This is a genomic window from Nonlabens sp. YIK11, from assembly GCF_001413925.1.
Taxonomy (GTDB): domain Bacteria; phylum Bacteroidota; class Bacteroidia; order Flavobacteriales; family Flavobacteriaceae; genus Nonlabens.
On sequence record NZ_LBMJ01000001.1, the window covers coordinates 1,571,891 to 1,587,500 of the forward strand.

Consider the following 15,610-nt stretch of genomic DNA (forward strand, 5'->3'; position numbering starts at 1 on the left):
ATAATACTCAAACCATGTATAATAAAAAAAGCCTCCCAAAAGGAGGCTTTCATCATTCATCATTTAACCAACTAGGTTACTTTGTAGCAACCAAATTTACTTTCAATTTCATGTCGTCAGAGATTGCTTTGTCTTTAACAGTGTCAGTCAAACTTGCAGAACCGTAAACGATTCCCCAATCTGTTCTGTCGATGGTAAACTCTTCAGAAGTCAACATCATTTTGTCACCGTCATAAGATACACTTACTGGGAAAGAAACATTTTTAGTTACATCCTTAAGCGTAAGGTTACCTTCAAGAGTATTACCGTTAAGACCAGTAACTACAAATTTAGCTTCAGGATATTCTGGAGTGTTGAAAAAGTCTGTTGCTTTACCTTCTGCAGTTCCTTCTAAGTGAGCTTTAAGACTCATGGCGCTTTCACCTTCAAGGTCAGTAACTGTGATAGAAGTCATGTCAACGACAAATTCTCCACTTTCTACAGTCTCGCCATTTACCATCACCATACCGCTTTTTAGATCGATAGTACCGGTATGGGCACCACCTACCTTAGTACCTTCCCACATGATCTCAGACGCAGCTGTATCTACAGTATAGGTAACGGCAGCTTCTGTTGCCATTGCTTCAGTTTCTGCCTCTGTGGCATCCACTTCATTTGGATTCTCTTTACAAGAAACAGCAAAGATCATCATTGATGCTATTCCTGTGATTTTTAAAAAATTACGTGTCATTGTATTGGTTTATTTGTTAGCCCACAAAATTATGTGTACCTACAAATAGTTTGGTTAAAAGTATATTAAAATAAAGCCGTGACATTTTGGCATCATGCTCTCCTATGGCAGTACTTTTGACCATTGCGTGCAGGATGATTGTATAAGAGTTCGCTTTCGCGAAAGCGTAACCCATCAACAACCCTAAAATATAATTCTAAAACTAAGTAAGTCATAATCATGGCAAAAAAAGATAAAAACGAGCAGGAAGAAGTAGTACAGGAGCAAGTCAACGATCAAGAAACTTCAGAGACTACCGAGAATGAAACGGTAGAGCAGGAAGAAAAAAGCGTTGAAGAAGTGCTTGCCGAAGATCTGCAGAAGGAAAAGGATAAATTCTTGAGACTATTTGCAGAATTTGAGAATTATAAACGTCGCACCGCCAAGGAGCGCATCGAGCTTTTCAAAACAGCTGGTGAAGGCGTTCTTAAAGACTTGATTCCAGTAATGGATGATTTTGATAGAGCAATCCTGGAAATTGCAAAGTCAGAAGACCAGCAATTATCAGAAGGTGTGGCACTTATCCACAACAAATTGCGCAACACACTGGTATCAAAAGGACTGGTGCTTATGGAAGTAAATGCAGGAGACGCCTTTAATGCAGACGAGCATGAGGCCGTGACTCAAATACCGGCACCTAGCGACGACATGAAAGGTAAGATTATAGACGTAATAGAGAAAGGATACAAATTGGGCGACAAAATCATACGTTACCCAAAAGTAGTGATAGGACAATAATATGGCAGATTTTTATGACACATTAGGCATTTCAAAGGGAGCAACGGCTGCCGAAATTAAAAAGGCCTACCGCAAAAAGGCCATAGAATTTCACCCAGACAAAAATCCTGGCGACAGTGCTGCAGAAGAAAACTTCAAAAAAGCAGCTGAAGCCTACGAAACGTTAAGCGATCCACAGAAGAAAGCGCGATACGACCAGTTGGGCCACCAGGCCTATACCTCTGGCGGCGGTCAAGGTTTTGGCGGTGGTCAAGGCTTTGGAGGTATGGATATGGAAGACATATTCAGCCAGTTCGGAGACATATTCGGCGGCGGTGGCGGCGGATTCTCAGGCTTTGGAGGATTCGGTGGTCGTGGCGGTCAGCGACGTATGAAAGGTAAGGACTTGCGCATACGCGTTTCATTGACATTGGAAGAAGCAGCCAACGGCGTTGAGAAAAAAGTCAAGGTAAAGCGCAAGAAACAAGCCGCTGGTGTAAGCTACAAAACTTGTTCTACCTGTAACGGTAGCGGTCAAGTAACTAGAATTCAAAATACGATCCTGGGCCGCATGCAAACCAGTGCACCCTGTACCACTTGTGGTGGTTCTGGCCAGATTCTAGATAGCAAACCCAACGGAGCCGATAATCAAGGATTGATTACTGAGGAAGAAACGGTATCTATAAAAATACCGGCTGGAGTTGAGAGCGATATGCGTCTCAAAGTAAGCGGGAAAGGTAATGAGGCGCCAGGCAATGGTGTTAGCGGTGACCTATTGGTAGACATCGAAGTAAAGCCACATGCCGAGTTGCAACGTGAAGGCAATAATCTGCATTATGATCTTTACGTAAGTGTTCCAGATGCGATATTGGGAACTTCCAAAGAAATAAAAACCGTTACCGGTAAAGTGCGAATTCCTATTGAAGCTGGAATTCAAAGCGGTAAAATATTGAGATTACGCGGTAAAGGTATGCCTAGCCTCAATGGCTATGGAACTGGCGACCTGTTGGTACATGTAAATGTCTGGACACCTCGCAGTTTGACTAAAGATCAAAAGGATTTCTTTGAATCCATGAAAACCGATTCCAACTTTGAGCCAGCTCCAGAGCAAGGAGATAAATCATTTTTTGAAAAGGTGAAAGACATGTTTTCTTAAGAAAAGTTTAATGAATTGAAAAATAAGTTTATATTTGATCAACATTGGTTAACCAACCAATTGTTATTTTTCTTTTTCATAGCAATTTTTCCCACCTCTCAAGCAATTGAGAGGTGGGTTTTTTTATGCCATTACTTTACTGAATTCCAGTCGCTATTAAATAATTCAAAAATGGCCAGTATTGCTAGGCTATATTGTTAATTTAGCGCGATTAACAAAATTATGGAATACGCTTTAGAGGCAGTTAATATCTCAAAATCTTACGGCAACTATCAAGCTCTTAATGAGGTTACCATACGGGTACCTAAAGGCAGTATTTACGGATTATTAGGGCCTAATGGTGCAGGTAAAACCTCGTTGATAAGAATCATAAATCAGATTACCGTTCCAGATTCAGGGACTATTTTACTCAATGGTGAGGAATTGGTTCCAGAACATATTTCCAAAATAGGCTACATGCCAGAAGAGCGCGGCCTGTATAAATCCATGAAGGTAGGAGAGCAGTGCATATATCTCGCACAGCTCAAGGGAATGAAAAAATCAGTAGCTAAGGAAAAGCTACAATACTGGTTTGAGCGATTGGGCATGCAGGACTGGTGGAACAAAAAGCTACAGGAGCTTTCTAAGGGAATGGCACAAAAGGTACAATTCATTGTTACCGTTCTACACGAACCCGACCTACTCATTTTTGATGAGCCTTTTTCAGGATTTGATCCAGTAAATGCCGATTTAATTAAGGATGAAATTCTACGGTTAAGAGACTTAGGTGCTACCATTATATTTTCAACGCACCGCATGGAAAGTGTGGAAGAATTGTGTGATTATATCTCGCTGATTAATAAGTCCAACGTAGTTCTTGAAGGACGACTCAATGATGTGAAACAAAGTTTTAGAAATAGAACGTATGCTGTTTCTCTTATTTGCGAGGATGAGGTCAAAGCGATGGAACAACTCAATACAATCGCGACCGTCACTCCAGCAGAATTAAAAGGACTGGATAATACCACAGATATCATTATTCAAATCCCAGAAAACCTTGCTGTACCGCAACTATTGCAGGAATTGACCCGACTTGGTGAGCTTACTCATTTTAGCGAGGTCATACCTAGCGTGAACGAAATCTTCATTAAAACAGTACGTCAGGATGGATAAGTTGTGGTTGATTATTAGAAGAGAATACATCAATAAGGTGCGCAACCGCACTTTTGTCATCATGACATTTGTAAGTCCGCTGATTTTTATTGGAGTGATTCTGTTGATAGGATGGCTTACCAGCATCAACTCTAGTGAGACCCGTCAGGTCGCTCTGTTAGATCAATCTGCGTCTGGATACGGTCAATTATTTGAAGATAATTCTGATTTTGAATACCAGCGCCTGGACAATGTAGAACTTGAGAATGCTATTGCCATTAGTGAAAGCGATGGGAATTATGCGCTCATTCATCTGACTGATGACGATCAAAATAAAGTCAAGGCTACCATCTACAGTAACGATTCACCTTCGACTTCCTTCATCAACTCGATGGAGGAAAAACTGTCAAAAAAAGCTACCGAAAATAATCTGGTAGAAAAAGGAGTCGATTTGCAAGATTTGGAAGATGCAAGGGTAAAAGCTAAAGTCACTCTGCAAACCTATTCTGGTGTGGTGAGTAGCAAGGCATCCAGTTGGGTGAAAATTGCTTTAGGCGGTGCTGCTGGATATCTTTTAATGATGTTCATCATTATTTATGGGAACATGGTCATGCGATCTGTGATAGAAGAAAAAACAAATCGCATTGTTGAGATTATCGTTAGTTCCGTAAAACCTATTTACTTAATGTTGGGTAAGATCACAGGAACGTCACTTGCGGGCATAACCCAATTTGCTATTTGGGTGATTCTTGGATTTATTTTGATCATGGTAGGATCGGCCGTTTTTGGAGTAGAAGCTTTTCAAAATCCAGCCAATCAAGAAATGGTTAGTCAAGCACAAAATATGGACGAGATGCAATTGATTGTCAACGACATTATGCAACTGCCTTTAGCAACCATGATCATATGTTTCTTTGTATATTTCATTGGCGGATACTTTTTATACGCTGCAATTTACACGGCTATAGGCGCAGCTGTGGATAGTGAGACAGATACTCAACAATTTATGTTACCGGTCATACTGCCATTGATGCTCGCGATTTACGTCGGTTTCTTTAGTGTGATGGACAATCCTAATGGTACCGTTGCGGTCATTTTTTCATACATCCCATTAACATCACCTATAGTGATGTTGATGCGCATTCCATTTGGCGAGATCACCTGGTGGCAATTGACCTTGAGTATTTTACTTCTTTATACATCCATAATTTTTGTAGCTTACCTAGCTGCAAAGATTTATCGCATAGGTATATTAATGTACGGTAAGAAAACCAATTGGAAGGAACTCTATAAATGGCTCAAGTACTAGATGAAAATTGACTGGCAAAAAATAAGGGACTTTCTTAATTATCAGATTATTGAAGGTGATGCCACAAAAGGTGAGTTTCATTTTGATTTATGGATGCTCATTTTAGTTATTGTTGGATTATTACTAACAAGCGTTTTTTTAAGACTCGTCAAGAATTTCTTTACCCGCAAAATGGAACCGGCCGACAAGCTTAAGTTCCAGAGCATTTTCAAGTTCTTTAATTATCTGGTTTACTTAACGGTAATTCTAGTGATCCTTCACAGTTCTGGTATTAACCTGACCGGTATCTTGACTGCGAGTGCGGCCATCTTTGTAGGTATTGGTTTTGCGCTACAAGACTTCTTTAAGGACATCATTGCTGGGATAACCATTTTAGTGGACAAGTCGGTACTGGTGAATGACGTGGTTGAAATGAACGACAAGGTAGCAAGAGTTTTTGAAATAAAACTGCGCAGTACTCGCGCCATCACTAGGGATGATAAGGTATTGATCATTCCTAATCACCTTTTTTTAAGTGAGATCATTTTTAATTACACGCAAAATCACACCAAAACCAGAGAGTCGGTTCATGTAGGCGTTGCCTATGGTAGTGATGTCAAAAAGGTAGAGCGCATTTTGATAGAGTGCGCCAAGGCAGAAAAAACCATCCTCAAAAGCCCAGAACCCTTTGTGATGTTCAACAACTTTGGTGACAGTAGCCTGGACTTTGGAATTTACTTTTTTGTGCGTGACAGTTTTACAGACCCTAGAATCAAGAGCAACCTTAGGTTTGCCATCGACGCAGCCTTCCGTGAAAACGGTATCACTATACCGTTCCCGCAAAGAGATGTTCACTTTTACCAGTCACGCCCCATAAATTATCAAAATACTAACGATAGTGAGGCAGCTGATGATGTAATTTAATATGCCGCTTCAAAAGCAGGAGGAGATTGGTTGAGTTCGCTTTCGCGAAAGCGAAAACACCTCCATCTTCAACCCTAAAAATGAACTTTACGATTGACGATCCCTATGAGAAATATGTTGAAAATGGCTTTGATCCTTTGTGCTTCAAGCTTTATGGTTAATGCACAAACAACAGATCTGGCGAGGATCGAATACATGAATATTCCATTTTCAAAATCTGATAATTCCATACAGCGATATAGGGCTTTCATTCAGGCACCTATACCGTTAGATAAGGATTTGAACAAGATCATTGTCATAGGTCTGGATTATAGATACAATGATATCAACATCAAAGATGCGGTACCGTTCAATCCAGACATCGTTTCTTCCACACAAAGAATGGAGGTGAGTTTAGGCTATGTTTTCAAACCTGAAAAAATGCCGCAGTGGCGATTTGGAGTAAGAGCACTTGCGCGTGTTGCTTCTAATCTGGACAGCAAAATTACAAGTGATGACATGATTTATGGACTGGCTGCTTATGGAATCCTAGACAAGACTGATGCTAGTATTAACAAGCCTTACCGCTGGATTTTTGGTTTGGAATACACTACAACGCCAGGACGTAATTTCCCGTTGCCTATTGTCAACTATTATAGAGAGTTTGCACCCAACTGGACGTACACCTTAGGCGTTCCTAAAACAAACGTACGCCGTTATTTGAATGATAGCCACAAGGATGCGATTCAAGGTTTTGTGACTTTGGACAATTTCTTTGGAAACATACAGCAAAACATAACCATAGACGGAAAAACGGCAGAGAACATATCCATGACCCTAGTTTTAGGTGGTCTAGGCTATGAACACTATTTTACAGATCATTTATTATTTTACGGTTATGGCGCGTATACTCTCAATGATGACTTTAGATTGCGCGACAATGACAGGAATGACATATTTACCATTAACGACCAGCCTAGCTTTTATGTAAGAGGTGGTTTAAAATTTAAGTTCTAATGACTTCAAACATTTTATTGATAGAAGATGAGGCGGCTATAAGGCGCGTTCTCACAAAAATTCTTTCTGAAGAAAATAAAGCCTATAACGTTACTGAAGCCAGTGATGGCCTGGAAGGTATAGAACTTGCCAAGGATAATGATTATGATTTGATCCTATGTGACATCAAGATGCCTAAAATGGATGGTGTTGAGGTACTCACAGCCATCAAAAAAATCAAACCAGAAATACCGGTAGTGATGATTTCGGGTCACGGTGATCTGGATACTGCCGTGAACACCATGCGTTTAGGAGCATTTGATTATATATCAAAGCCACCAGATTTGAACCGCCTGCTCAATACCGTTCGTAACGCATTGGATCGTAAGGAGCTGGTCGTTGAGAATAAAAGACTTAAGAAAAAAGTCAGTAAGAACTATGAAATGGTGGGCGAGAGCGAGCTCATCACCATCATAAAAAACATCATTGAAAAAGTGGCGCCTACTGAGGCTCGAGTGCTTATTACTGGTGAGAATGGTACTGGTAAAGAACTTGTCGCGCACTGGTTGCATGAAAAAAGCAACCGATCCAGCGGCCCATTTATAGAAGTGAACTGTGCCGCAATTCCCAGCGAGCTTATAGAGAGTGAACTTTTTGGACATGTAAAGGGAAGTTTTACGGGAGCCAATAAAGATCGCGCTGGTAAGTTTGAGGCCGCTAATGGTGGTACCATATTCCTTGACGAGATAGGAGACATGAGTCTCAATGCTCAGGCAAAAGTTTTACGCGTTTTACAAGAAAACAAAATACAACGAGTAGGTAGCGATCGCGATATTAAAGTGGACGTCCGCATTCTCGCAGCGACCAATAAAAACCTCAAGAAGGAAATCGAGGAGAATAAGTTTAGAGAAGATCTATACCACAGGCTTGCTGTAATTCTACTTAACGTTCCGTCACTTAATGAACGTCGGGAAGATATCGCTTTGCTGGTAGAGCATTTTTCAAATAAGATTTCTACAGAGCAAGGTATGCCCGTAAAATCTTTTGATGATAAAGCCATCAAGTTGCTTCAAGAATATGATTGGACCGGTAACATTAGAGAACTACGCAATGTCGTGGAGCGATTGATCATTCTGGGCGGTAAGCAAATTAGTGAGAAAGACGTGAAACTATTCGCAAGCAAATAAGTATGGATTTAGACCAGTATAAAGCATCGCCAGACAAACCTCTAAAGGATTATGCAACAACGCCCGTAAATCCATTAGATAAAAAAGCTGCCAAAAAGGCTTTAAAACAAAGCCGCAAGGATCTCGCAGATTTCCAAGAACGCATGTACGCCCATGACAGGCATGCCGTGCTAGTTTGTTTTCAAGGCATGGATACTTCTGGAAAGGACAGCCTGATACGCGAGGTGTTCAAAAGCTTCAATGTACGCGGTGTGGTCCAGCACAGCTTTAAAGTACCTACCCAAATTGAATTGTCGCATGGTTATCTATGGCGCCATTATATCGCTTTACCGTCAAAAGGTCACTTTGGGATATTTAACCGTACACATTATGAGAACGTCCTCGTTACCCGTGTGCATCCAGAATATTTATTAAGCGAAAACTTACCTGACATCCACAAACCAGAAGATGCAGATCAAGAGTTTTGGCAAATGCGTTTTGAGCAGATCAACAATTTTGAAAAGGAACTTACCCAAAACGGCACCGTTATTTTCAAATTCTTCCTCAACCTGAGTAAAGAAGAACAAAAGAACCGCTTACTGCGACGTTTACGATTGCCAGAAAAGAACTGGAAATTCTCTGCAGGCGACCTCAAAGAGCGTGCTTTATGGGATAAATATATGCATGCCTACGAGCAGGCGATCCATAACACAACCACCATTCACGCACCTTGGCACATCATTCCGGCAGATGATAAACCCATGGCACGCTATATCGTTTGTGAGATTTTGTTGCAACAGTTAAACAAACTTCAGGACGTGAAATATCCAGAATTGGATGAAAAAACGGCCAGCCACCTGGACGAGTTTAAAAACATATTGAACAATGAATAAAGCCTTACTTTTAGTAGGAATGATGATGTTGAGTTTCGCTTTCGCGAAAGCGCAATCTTCAAACACCCGTCAAGACTCCACGGTCCTACGTACCATCTACAATCATAACCTAACGAATTCCAAGAGCTACGACTGGCTGGAGCATTTATCCAATGAAATAGGAGGTAGGTTGTCAGGTTCACCACAAGCTCAAATGGCTGTTGAATACACACTTGCCGAATTATCTAAGGTAGCTGACACTACCTACTTGCAACCAGTGATGGTTCCCAGATGGACACGCGGCACACCAGAGATCGCCTACTTTAAAACAACGAATGGTGGCAAAACCAAAGTAAATGTATGTGCATTAGGAGGCTCTATCGCTACGCCAGCAGCAGGAAAATCTGCTGGAATTATAGAAGTGAATGGCCTGGAAGAACTAGAAAATTTAGGTAGAAAAGCCATTGAGGGTAAATATATCTTTTACAATAGACCCATGGAGGCAACAAAAATCCAAACCTTTGAGGCTTATGGTGGTTGTGTGGATCAGCGATATTCTGGTGCCGAGGCAGCTGCGAAATATGGTGCTGCAGGTGTGATCGTGAGATCCATGAATTTAAGAATGGATGATTTACCGCATACAGGCGCTATGAGTTATGGCGACCTGGAAAAAGAAAAATACATTCCAGCCGCAGCCATCAGCACTAATGATGCAGAATTGTTGCACGAGGCGCTAAAAAATGATAAGGATTTGCAGTTTTTCTTGCAACAAGATTGTACCAACCATGGTGAGGTTCAATCCTATAATGTCATTGCAGAAATCAAAGGAAACCAATTTCCCAACGAGGTAATCCTGGTAGGTGGCCATCTTGATTCCTGGGATCTAGGCGATGGTAGCCATGACGATGGAGCTGGAGTGGTTCAATCCATGCAGGTCTTGGAAACTATAAAAGCCACTGGATATTCACCTAAAAGAACCATAAGAGCGGTTCTTTTCATGAATGAGGAAAACGGATTGAGAGGCGCACGTGCTTATGCAGATCAAACATTTACCAAGAACCAAAAACATATACTTGCTCTAGAGAGTGATGCTGGAGGTTTTAGTCCAAGAGGTTTTGGTTTTGACACCACTGATACTCAAATGAGCCAGATCCAGTCTTGGAAAAGTTTGTTTGCTCCATATCTCATTCACTATTTTGAGTTGGGTGGTAGTGGTGCAGATGTTGGGCCTCTTAAAGATACAGGAGCAGTTCTGGCAGGTTTAAGGCCAGACTCGCAACGGTATTTTGATCACCACCATGCGTCTAATGATACCTTTGATGCGGTAAATAGAAGAGAGCTGGAGCTAGGTGCCGCGACTATGAGTTCGTTGGTTTATCTGTATGATCAATACGGTCTTGCCACTAAGCTTAAGAAGTAATTCACACTAAAGTTCCCTTACTTTAAAGTTATCTTCGCCGCTTTTTTCTGCATGATTTTAAGCGCCTATACCAAAGAATTCAAACGCAACCTGACGATTGCCGTACCCATTATGGCAGGTCAAGTCGCCCACTTGCTGGTGGCACTTGCCGATAATATAATGGTAGGGAAGTTGGGCGCAGCTCAACTGGCAGCGGTTTCCTTGGGCAACACCTTCATTTTTATCGCACTCTCTATAGGCATGGGATTCTCTTTTGCCATCACACCTTTAGTTGCAGAAGCTGACGGGAACAAAAATGTCGAGGTGGCCCGTGCGGCATTTCATAATGGTTTTATCATGTGTGCGATCAATGGTGTGCTTTTGGTGTTATTACTTTTCCTCGCAGAGCCTATATTGTATCAAATGGATCAGCCTGAAGAAGTGGTTCGACTGGCGATACCTTATATGCGTATTGTGGGGTTTTCGTTAATTCCATTAATGCTCTTTCAGGCCATGAAACAGTTCTCTGATGGTTTATCGCTTACGCGAAATGCGATGTACGCGACCCTTTTAGCTAATATTGTCAATGTCTTCATTAATTACCTGCTTATTTACGGTACGTGGGGTTTTCCTAGGTTAGAGGTAGAAGGTGCTGCTTATGGCACATTGATCTCCAGGGTATTGATGTTACTATTGCTTTATTTCATACTAAAGAGGAGCAGTAATACGATGATCTATTTTCAGCGTATCAGCAAATTCTCGTGGGCCTATATGAAGTCCTTGCTTAACCTGGGTTTACCTACGGCTTTGCAAATGTTTTTTGAAGTATCGTTGTTTACCTCTGCTATTTTCCTGTCCGGTATGTTGGGAACAGAAGAACAAGCTGCAAATCAAATTGCGCTCAATCTTTCGGCATTAACATTTATGGTGGGAGTAGGTTTAAGTGTAACGGCTACCATAAGAGTTGGAAATCATTTAGCACCAGAAAAACGACCGGATCTAATAAGAGTGGCAAGATCAATTTTCTTGATGGCCATTATTGTAGATATTGCATTTGCACTATTCTTCTATTTAGGAAGACATTTATTACCAGAAATATATATCGATGATGTTAAGGTGATTGAATTGGCATCGGGTCTTTTATTGATTGCTGCCTTGTTTCAAATAAGTGATGGGTTGCAAGTAGTCGTTTTAGGAGCCTTAAGAGGTCTTCAAGATGTTTGGATACCTAGCTTAATATGTTTCTGTGCGTATACTTTGATTGGTTTCCCTATATCATATTATTCATCTCTGAGATATGATTTTGGAATTAATGGCATATGGTTAGGCCTTTTGGTTGGACTTTCTGTATCTGCTTTACTAATGTATTTACGTTTTAGGCATTTGACAAAACAAACCTTAACGATCATGATCAAGTAAATTCTAACTGTACAAGTCCAACAAAAGAGGCAGCCATGTGGCTGCCTCTTTTGTTGGACTTGGTTTTGGGTGGTTTGGTTGGGATGTTGTCAAGGATGTCCGGGACTGCGGAATTGGTGGTTTGGTTGGTGAGGTGGTAGGTTTGGATAGAGAATTTTTGATTTTTTTTGGAGGTGTATTTGGGTGTTTTTCAGCGGGTTGAAATTTATTTTAAATATTTATTGATTTTTCTCTTCAAAAAGTTTGGTTGGAAAAGAAAATGCTCTGTATATTTGCACCCGCTTTGCAAGAGACGTTAAGTCGAAAGTTGAAGCAACGTTCATTAGGAGATGGGGAATACTGATAGGTCAGGCGTCGTGAAGAGGCTGCTTTTCAAGTTCCATTTTGAAGACTCCTAATAAGTTCATTGAGATATTGATTGACAGCACAAAAAGAACAGGTTTGTTTCCTTTAGGGGAATCAGATCGGTAAGAATAAGAATAATATAGTGTAAACAGACAAGAACGCCAATTGCTAGTAGTATATAGGTTATGGGATTCTCGCAAGAGATCTTTTTAACAAGATTCTACGATGAAGAGTTTGATCCTGGCTCAGGATGAACGCTAGCGGCAGGCCTAACACATGCAAGTCGAGGGGCAGCACGTCTTCGGATGGTGGCGACCGGCGCACGGGTGCGTAACGCGTATACAATCTACCTATCACTGAGGAATAGCCCGAAGAAATTTGGATTAACGCCTCATGGTACCAGCTAATCGCATGATTTACTGGTTAAAGGTTACGGTGATAGATGAGTATGCGTCCTATTAGCTAGATGGAGAGGTAACGGCTCCCCATGGCTACGATAGGTAGGGGTCCTGAGAGGGAGATCCCCCACACTGGTACTGAGACACGGACCAGACTCCTACGGGAGGCAGCAGTGAGGAATATTGGACAATGGGCGAGAGCCTGATCCAGCCATGCCGCGTGCAGGAAGACGGCCCTATGGGTTGTAAACTGCTTTTGTACGGGAAGAAACCCCTCTACGTGTAGAGGGCTGACGGTACCGTAAGAATAAGCACCGGCTAACTCCGTGCCAGCAGCCGCGGTAATACGGAGGGTGCAAGCGTTATCCGGAATCATTGGGTTTAAAGGGTCCGTAGGCGGGTGTTTAAGTCAGTGGTGAAATGCAGGGGCTCAACTCCGGCACTGCCATTGATACTGAACATCTTGAATTATTGTGAAGTGGCTAGAATATGTAGTGTAGCGGTGAAATGCTTAGATATTACATAGAATACCGATTGCGAAGGCAGGTCACTAACAATACATTGACGCTGAGGGACGAAAGCGTGGGTAGCGAACAGGATTAGATACCCTGGTAGTCCACGCCGTAAACGATGGTTACTAGCTGTCCGGTACGATTGAGTACTGGGTGGCCAAGCGAAAGTGATAAGTAACCCACCTGGGGAGTACGTTCGCAAGAATGAAACTCAAAGGAATTGACGGGGGCCCGCACAAGCGGTGGAGCATGTGGTTTAATTCGATGATACGCGAGGAACCTTACCAGGGCTTAAATGCAGACTGACAGGCTTGGAAACAGGCTTTTCTTCGGACAGTTTGCAAGGTGCTGCATGGTTGTCGTCAGCTCGTGCCGTGAGGTGTCAGGTTAAGTCCTATAACGAGCGCAACCCCTATTGCTAGTTGCCAGCGAGTCATGTCGGGGACTCTAGCGAGACTGCCGGTGCAAACCGTGAGGAAGGTGGGGATGACGTCAAATCATCACGGCCCTTACGTCCTGGGCCACACACGTGCTACAATGGTAGGGACAGAGAGCAGCCACCTCGTGAGAGGGAGCGAATCTATAAACCCTATCACAGTTCGGATCGTAGTCTGCAACTCGACTACGTGAAGCTGGAATCGCTAGTAATCGCATATCAGCCATGATGCGGTGAATACGTTCCCGGGCCTTGTACACACCGCCCGTCAAGCCATGGAAGCTGGGGGTACCTGAAGTCGGTGACCGCAAGGAGCTGCCTAGGGTAAAACCGGTAACTGGGGCTAAGTCGTAACAAGGTAGCCGTACCGGAAGGTGCGGCTGGAACACCTCCTTTCTGGAGTTCCTGAAATAATGGAACCTAAAAATGAGAGTTCCATGGCCTACTACATGCAAATGGCGTGTTTGTTTATATTATTATCTATAACTGTCAATCTTATTAATAAAAATGTCGAAAGACGAGTGATGTGCCTTTCGGGGTTCGTTACAGTCTCATAGCTCAGCTGGTTAGAGCGCTACACTGATAATGTAGAGGTCGGCAGTTCGAGTCTGCCTGAGACTACTTTTACGCTTTCGCGGAAGCCTAAACCGCACCTAGTTCATTACATATTGAAGGAAATTTTAGAAGTTGGGTTTGTTGCGAGTGGGATCACTCTTAACTCATAACTAATAACTCATAACTAAAAATGGGGGATTAGCTCAGCTGGCTAGAGCGCCTGCCTTGCACGCAGGAGGTCATCGGTTCGACTCCGATATTCTCCACTATTGGTATCATTTACTTGATATTGAAAACGTTCATTGACATATTGAAAAGATTAAACGAGAAACAGATAGGCACATTGAAAGATGTGTTTGTTATTAGTAAAATAAGAATACAAGAGCAAGGCGTTGATTTTCTATCGTTAGAGAATCGACATTGAATACCATAAGCAAATTAAGGGCGTATGGGGGATGCCTAGGCTCTCAGAGGCGATGAAGGACGTGATAAGCTGCGATAAGCTGCGGGGATTGGCACATACGATGTGATCCGCAGATTTCCGAATGGGGCAACCCGTCATGTTGAAGACATGTCATCCGAAAGGAAGCAAACCCGGTGAACTGAAACATCTAAGTAGCCGGAGGAAGAGAAAACAATAGTGATTCCGCTAGTAGTGGCGAGCGAACGCGGAATAGCCCAAACCATTCAGTTTACGGACTGCATGGGGTTGTAGGACCACAACGTTTGATGCATTTTGAATTAAAATCCTTTGGAAAGAGGAGCCGTAGAAGGTGATAGCCCTGTATAGGTAAGAAATGTTATTGATAGTGGTATCCTGAGTAGTGCGGGGCACGTGAAACCCTGTATGAATCCGGCGGGACCATCCGCCAAGGCTAAATACTCCTGAGAGACCGATAGTGAACCAGTACCGTGAGGGAAAGGTGAAAAGAACCCTGAATAAGGGAGTGAAATAGAACCTGAAACCATACGCTTACAAGCGGTCGGAGCCACCTAGTGTGGTGACGGCGTGCCTTTTGCATAATGAGCCTACGAGTTACCGTTGTTAGCAAGGTTAAGCACTTCAGGTGCGCAGCCGTAGCGAAAGCGAGTCTGAATAGGGCGATATAGTTAGCAGTGGTAGACGCGAAACCGTGTGATCTACCCATGGGCAGGGTGAAGCTGTGGTAACACATAGTGGAGGCCCGAACCGGTTGACGTTGAAAAGTCTTCGGATGACCTGTGGGTAGGGGTGAAAGGCCAATCAAACTCGGAAATAGCTCGTACTCCCCGAAATGCATTTAGGTGCAGCGTTGATTTAGTTTTATAGAGGTAGAGCTACTGATTGGATGCGGGGGCTTCACCGCCTACCAATTCCTGACAAACTCCGAATGCTATAAAATGATGATCAGCAGTGAGGGCATGGGTGCTAAGGTCCATGTCCGAAAGGGAAAGAACCCAGACCATCAGCTAAGGTCCCCAAATATATGTTAAGTTGAAGAAACGAGGTTGTACTGCACTGACAGCTAGGATGTTGGCTTGGAAGCAGCCATTCATTTAAAGAGTGCG

At 42.6% G+C, this 15,610-nt stretch carries 11 protein-coding genes, 2 tRNA genes and 2 rRNA genes (1 of these 15 only partly in view); 14 read left to right on the forward strand and 1 reads right to left on the reverse strand.

From position 1 onward, the window contains the following. Positions 1-76: 76 nt before the first annotated feature. Complete coding sequence (locus AAU57_RS07110) at positions 77-730, reverse strand: YceI family protein (protein WP_055412252.1); 654 nt, start codon at positions 728-730, stop codon at positions 77-79. 219 nt (positions 731-949) lie between these two features. On the opposite strand from AAU57_RS07110, the gene AAU57_RS07115 reads away from it, so the two are divergent. The 14 genes from AAU57_RS07115 to AAU57_RS07180 all read left to right on the forward strand — a co-directional run. Continuing rightward, positions 950-1,507 carry a nucleotide exchange factor GrpE gene (locus AAU57_RS07115; protein WP_055412253.1) on the forward strand — a complete coding sequence of 186 codons (558 nt, stop codon included), beginning with the start codon at positions 950-952 and terminating at the stop codon, positions 1,505-1,507. Position 1,508: 1 nt separating this feature from the next. After that, entirely contained in the window at positions 1,509-2,642 is a 1,134-nt protein-coding gene (dnaJ, locus tag AAU57_RS07120; RefSeq protein ID WP_055412254.1) for a molecular chaperone DnaJ, read from the forward strand. Positions 2,643-2,864: 222 nt separating this feature from the next. Then, positions 2,865-3,794 carry an ABC transporter ATP-binding protein gene (locus tag AAU57_RS07125; RefSeq protein ID WP_055412255.1) on the forward strand — a complete coding sequence of 310 codons (930 nt, stop codon included), beginning with the start codon at positions 2,865-2,867 and terminating at the stop codon, positions 3,792-3,794. Next, positions 3,787-5,082, forward strand: a complete 1,296-nt coding sequence (locus AAU57_RS07130; protein ID WP_055412256.1) for an ABC transporter permease — start codon at positions 3,787-3,789, stop codon at positions 5,080-5,082. The genes AAU57_RS07125 and AAU57_RS07130 overlap by 8 nt, the downstream gene beginning before the upstream one ends. Then, a complete protein-coding gene (locus AAU57_RS07135) occupies positions 5,083-5,985 on the forward strand; it encodes a mechanosensitive ion channel family protein (protein ID WP_055412257.1) in 903 nt (300 codons plus the stop codon). 123 nt (positions 5,986-6,108) lie between these two features. After that, entirely contained in the window at positions 6,109-6,981 is an 873-nt protein-coding gene (locus tag AAU57_RS07140) for a hypothetical protein (protein ID WP_231717784.1), read from the forward strand. After that, positions 6,981-8,147: a sigma-54-dependent transcriptional regulator gene (locus AAU57_RS07145; RefSeq protein WP_055412259.1), complete on the forward strand. Its 1,167-nt coding sequence runs from the start codon at positions 6,981-6,983 to the stop codon at positions 8,145-8,147. The genes AAU57_RS07140 and AAU57_RS07145 overlap by 1 nt, the downstream gene beginning before the upstream one ends. A 2-nt stretch (positions 8,148-8,149) precedes the next feature. Beyond that, positions 8,150-9,019 (forward strand): PPK2 family polyphosphate kinase, encoded by an 870-nt coding sequence (locus AAU57_RS07150; RefSeq protein WP_055412260.1) that lies wholly within the window; start codon positions 8,150-8,152, stop codon positions 9,017-9,019. Continuing rightward, a complete protein-coding gene (locus AAU57_RS07155; RefSeq protein ID WP_055412261.1) occupies positions 9,012-10,418 on the forward strand; it encodes a M20/M25/M40 family metallo-hydrolase in 1,407 nt (468 codons plus the stop codon). Before AAU57_RS07150 ends, AAU57_RS07155 begins: the two co-directional genes overlap by 8 nt. A 51-nt stretch (positions 10,419-10,469) precedes the next feature. Beyond that, entirely contained in the window at positions 10,470-11,816 is a 1,347-nt protein-coding gene (locus tag AAU57_RS07160; RefSeq protein WP_055412262.1) for an MATE family efflux transporter, read from the forward strand. Positions 11,817-12,383: 567 nt separating this feature from the next. Next, positions 12,384-13,903, forward strand: a 16S ribosomal RNA gene (locus AAU57_RS07165). Between the two features lie 151 nt (positions 13,904-14,054). Next, positions 14,055-14,128 (forward strand) — tRNA-Ile (locus AAU57_RS07170). A gap of 126 nt (positions 14,129-14,254) precedes the next feature. Continuing rightward, a tRNA-Ala gene (locus AAU57_RS07175) sits at positions 14,255-14,328 on the forward strand. Between the two features lie 161 nt (positions 14,329-14,489). Beyond that, positions 14,490-15,610 (forward strand): 23S ribosomal RNA (locus AAU57_RS07180) (it continues 1,702 nt past the right edge of the window). Together the 16S and 23S rRNA genes with 2 tRNA genes alongside form the textbook arrangement of a ribosomal RNA operon.

Excerpts from the sequence above, each read along its gene's own strand:
- AAU57_RS07110 (WP_055412252.1), bottom strand. The coding sequence starts at position 730 with ATGACACGTAATTTTTTAAAAATCACAGGAATAGCATCAATGATGATC.
- AAU57_RS07115 (WP_055412253.1), top strand. The coding sequence starts at position 950 with ATGGCAAAAAAAGATAAAAACGAGCAGGAAGAAGTAGTACAGGAGCAA.
- dnaJ (WP_055412254.1), top strand. The coding sequence starts at position 1,509 with ATGGCAGATTTTTATGACACATTAGGCATTTCAAAGGGAGCAACGGCT.
- AAU57_RS07125 (WP_055412255.1), top strand. The coding sequence starts at position 2,865 with ATGGAATACGCTTTAGAGGCAGTTAATATCTCAAAATCTTACGGCAAC.
- AAU57_RS07130 (WP_055412256.1), top strand. The coding sequence starts at position 3,787 with ATGGATAAGTTGTGGTTGATTATTAGAAGAGAATACATCAATAAGGTG.
- AAU57_RS07135 (WP_055412257.1), top strand. The coding sequence starts at position 5,083 with ATGAAAATTGACTGGCAAAAAATAAGGGACTTTCTTAATTATCAGATT.
- AAU57_RS07140 (WP_231717784.1), top strand. The coding sequence starts at position 6,109 with ATGGCTTTGATCCTTTGTGCTTCAAGCTTTATGGTTAATGCACAAACA.
- AAU57_RS07145 (WP_055412259.1), top strand. The coding sequence starts at position 6,981 with ATGACTTCAAACATTTTATTGATAGAAGATGAGGCGGCTATAAGGCGC.
- AAU57_RS07150 (WP_055412260.1), top strand. The coding sequence starts at position 8,150 with ATGGATTTAGACCAGTATAAAGCATCGCCAGACAAACCTCTAAAGGAT.
- AAU57_RS07155 (WP_055412261.1), top strand. The coding sequence starts at position 9,012 with ATGAATAAAGCCTTACTTTTAGTAGGAATGATGATGTTGAGTTTCGCT.
- AAU57_RS07160 (WP_055412262.1), top strand. The coding sequence starts at position 10,470 with ATGATTTTAAGCGCCTATACCAAAGAATTCAAACGCAACCTGACGATT.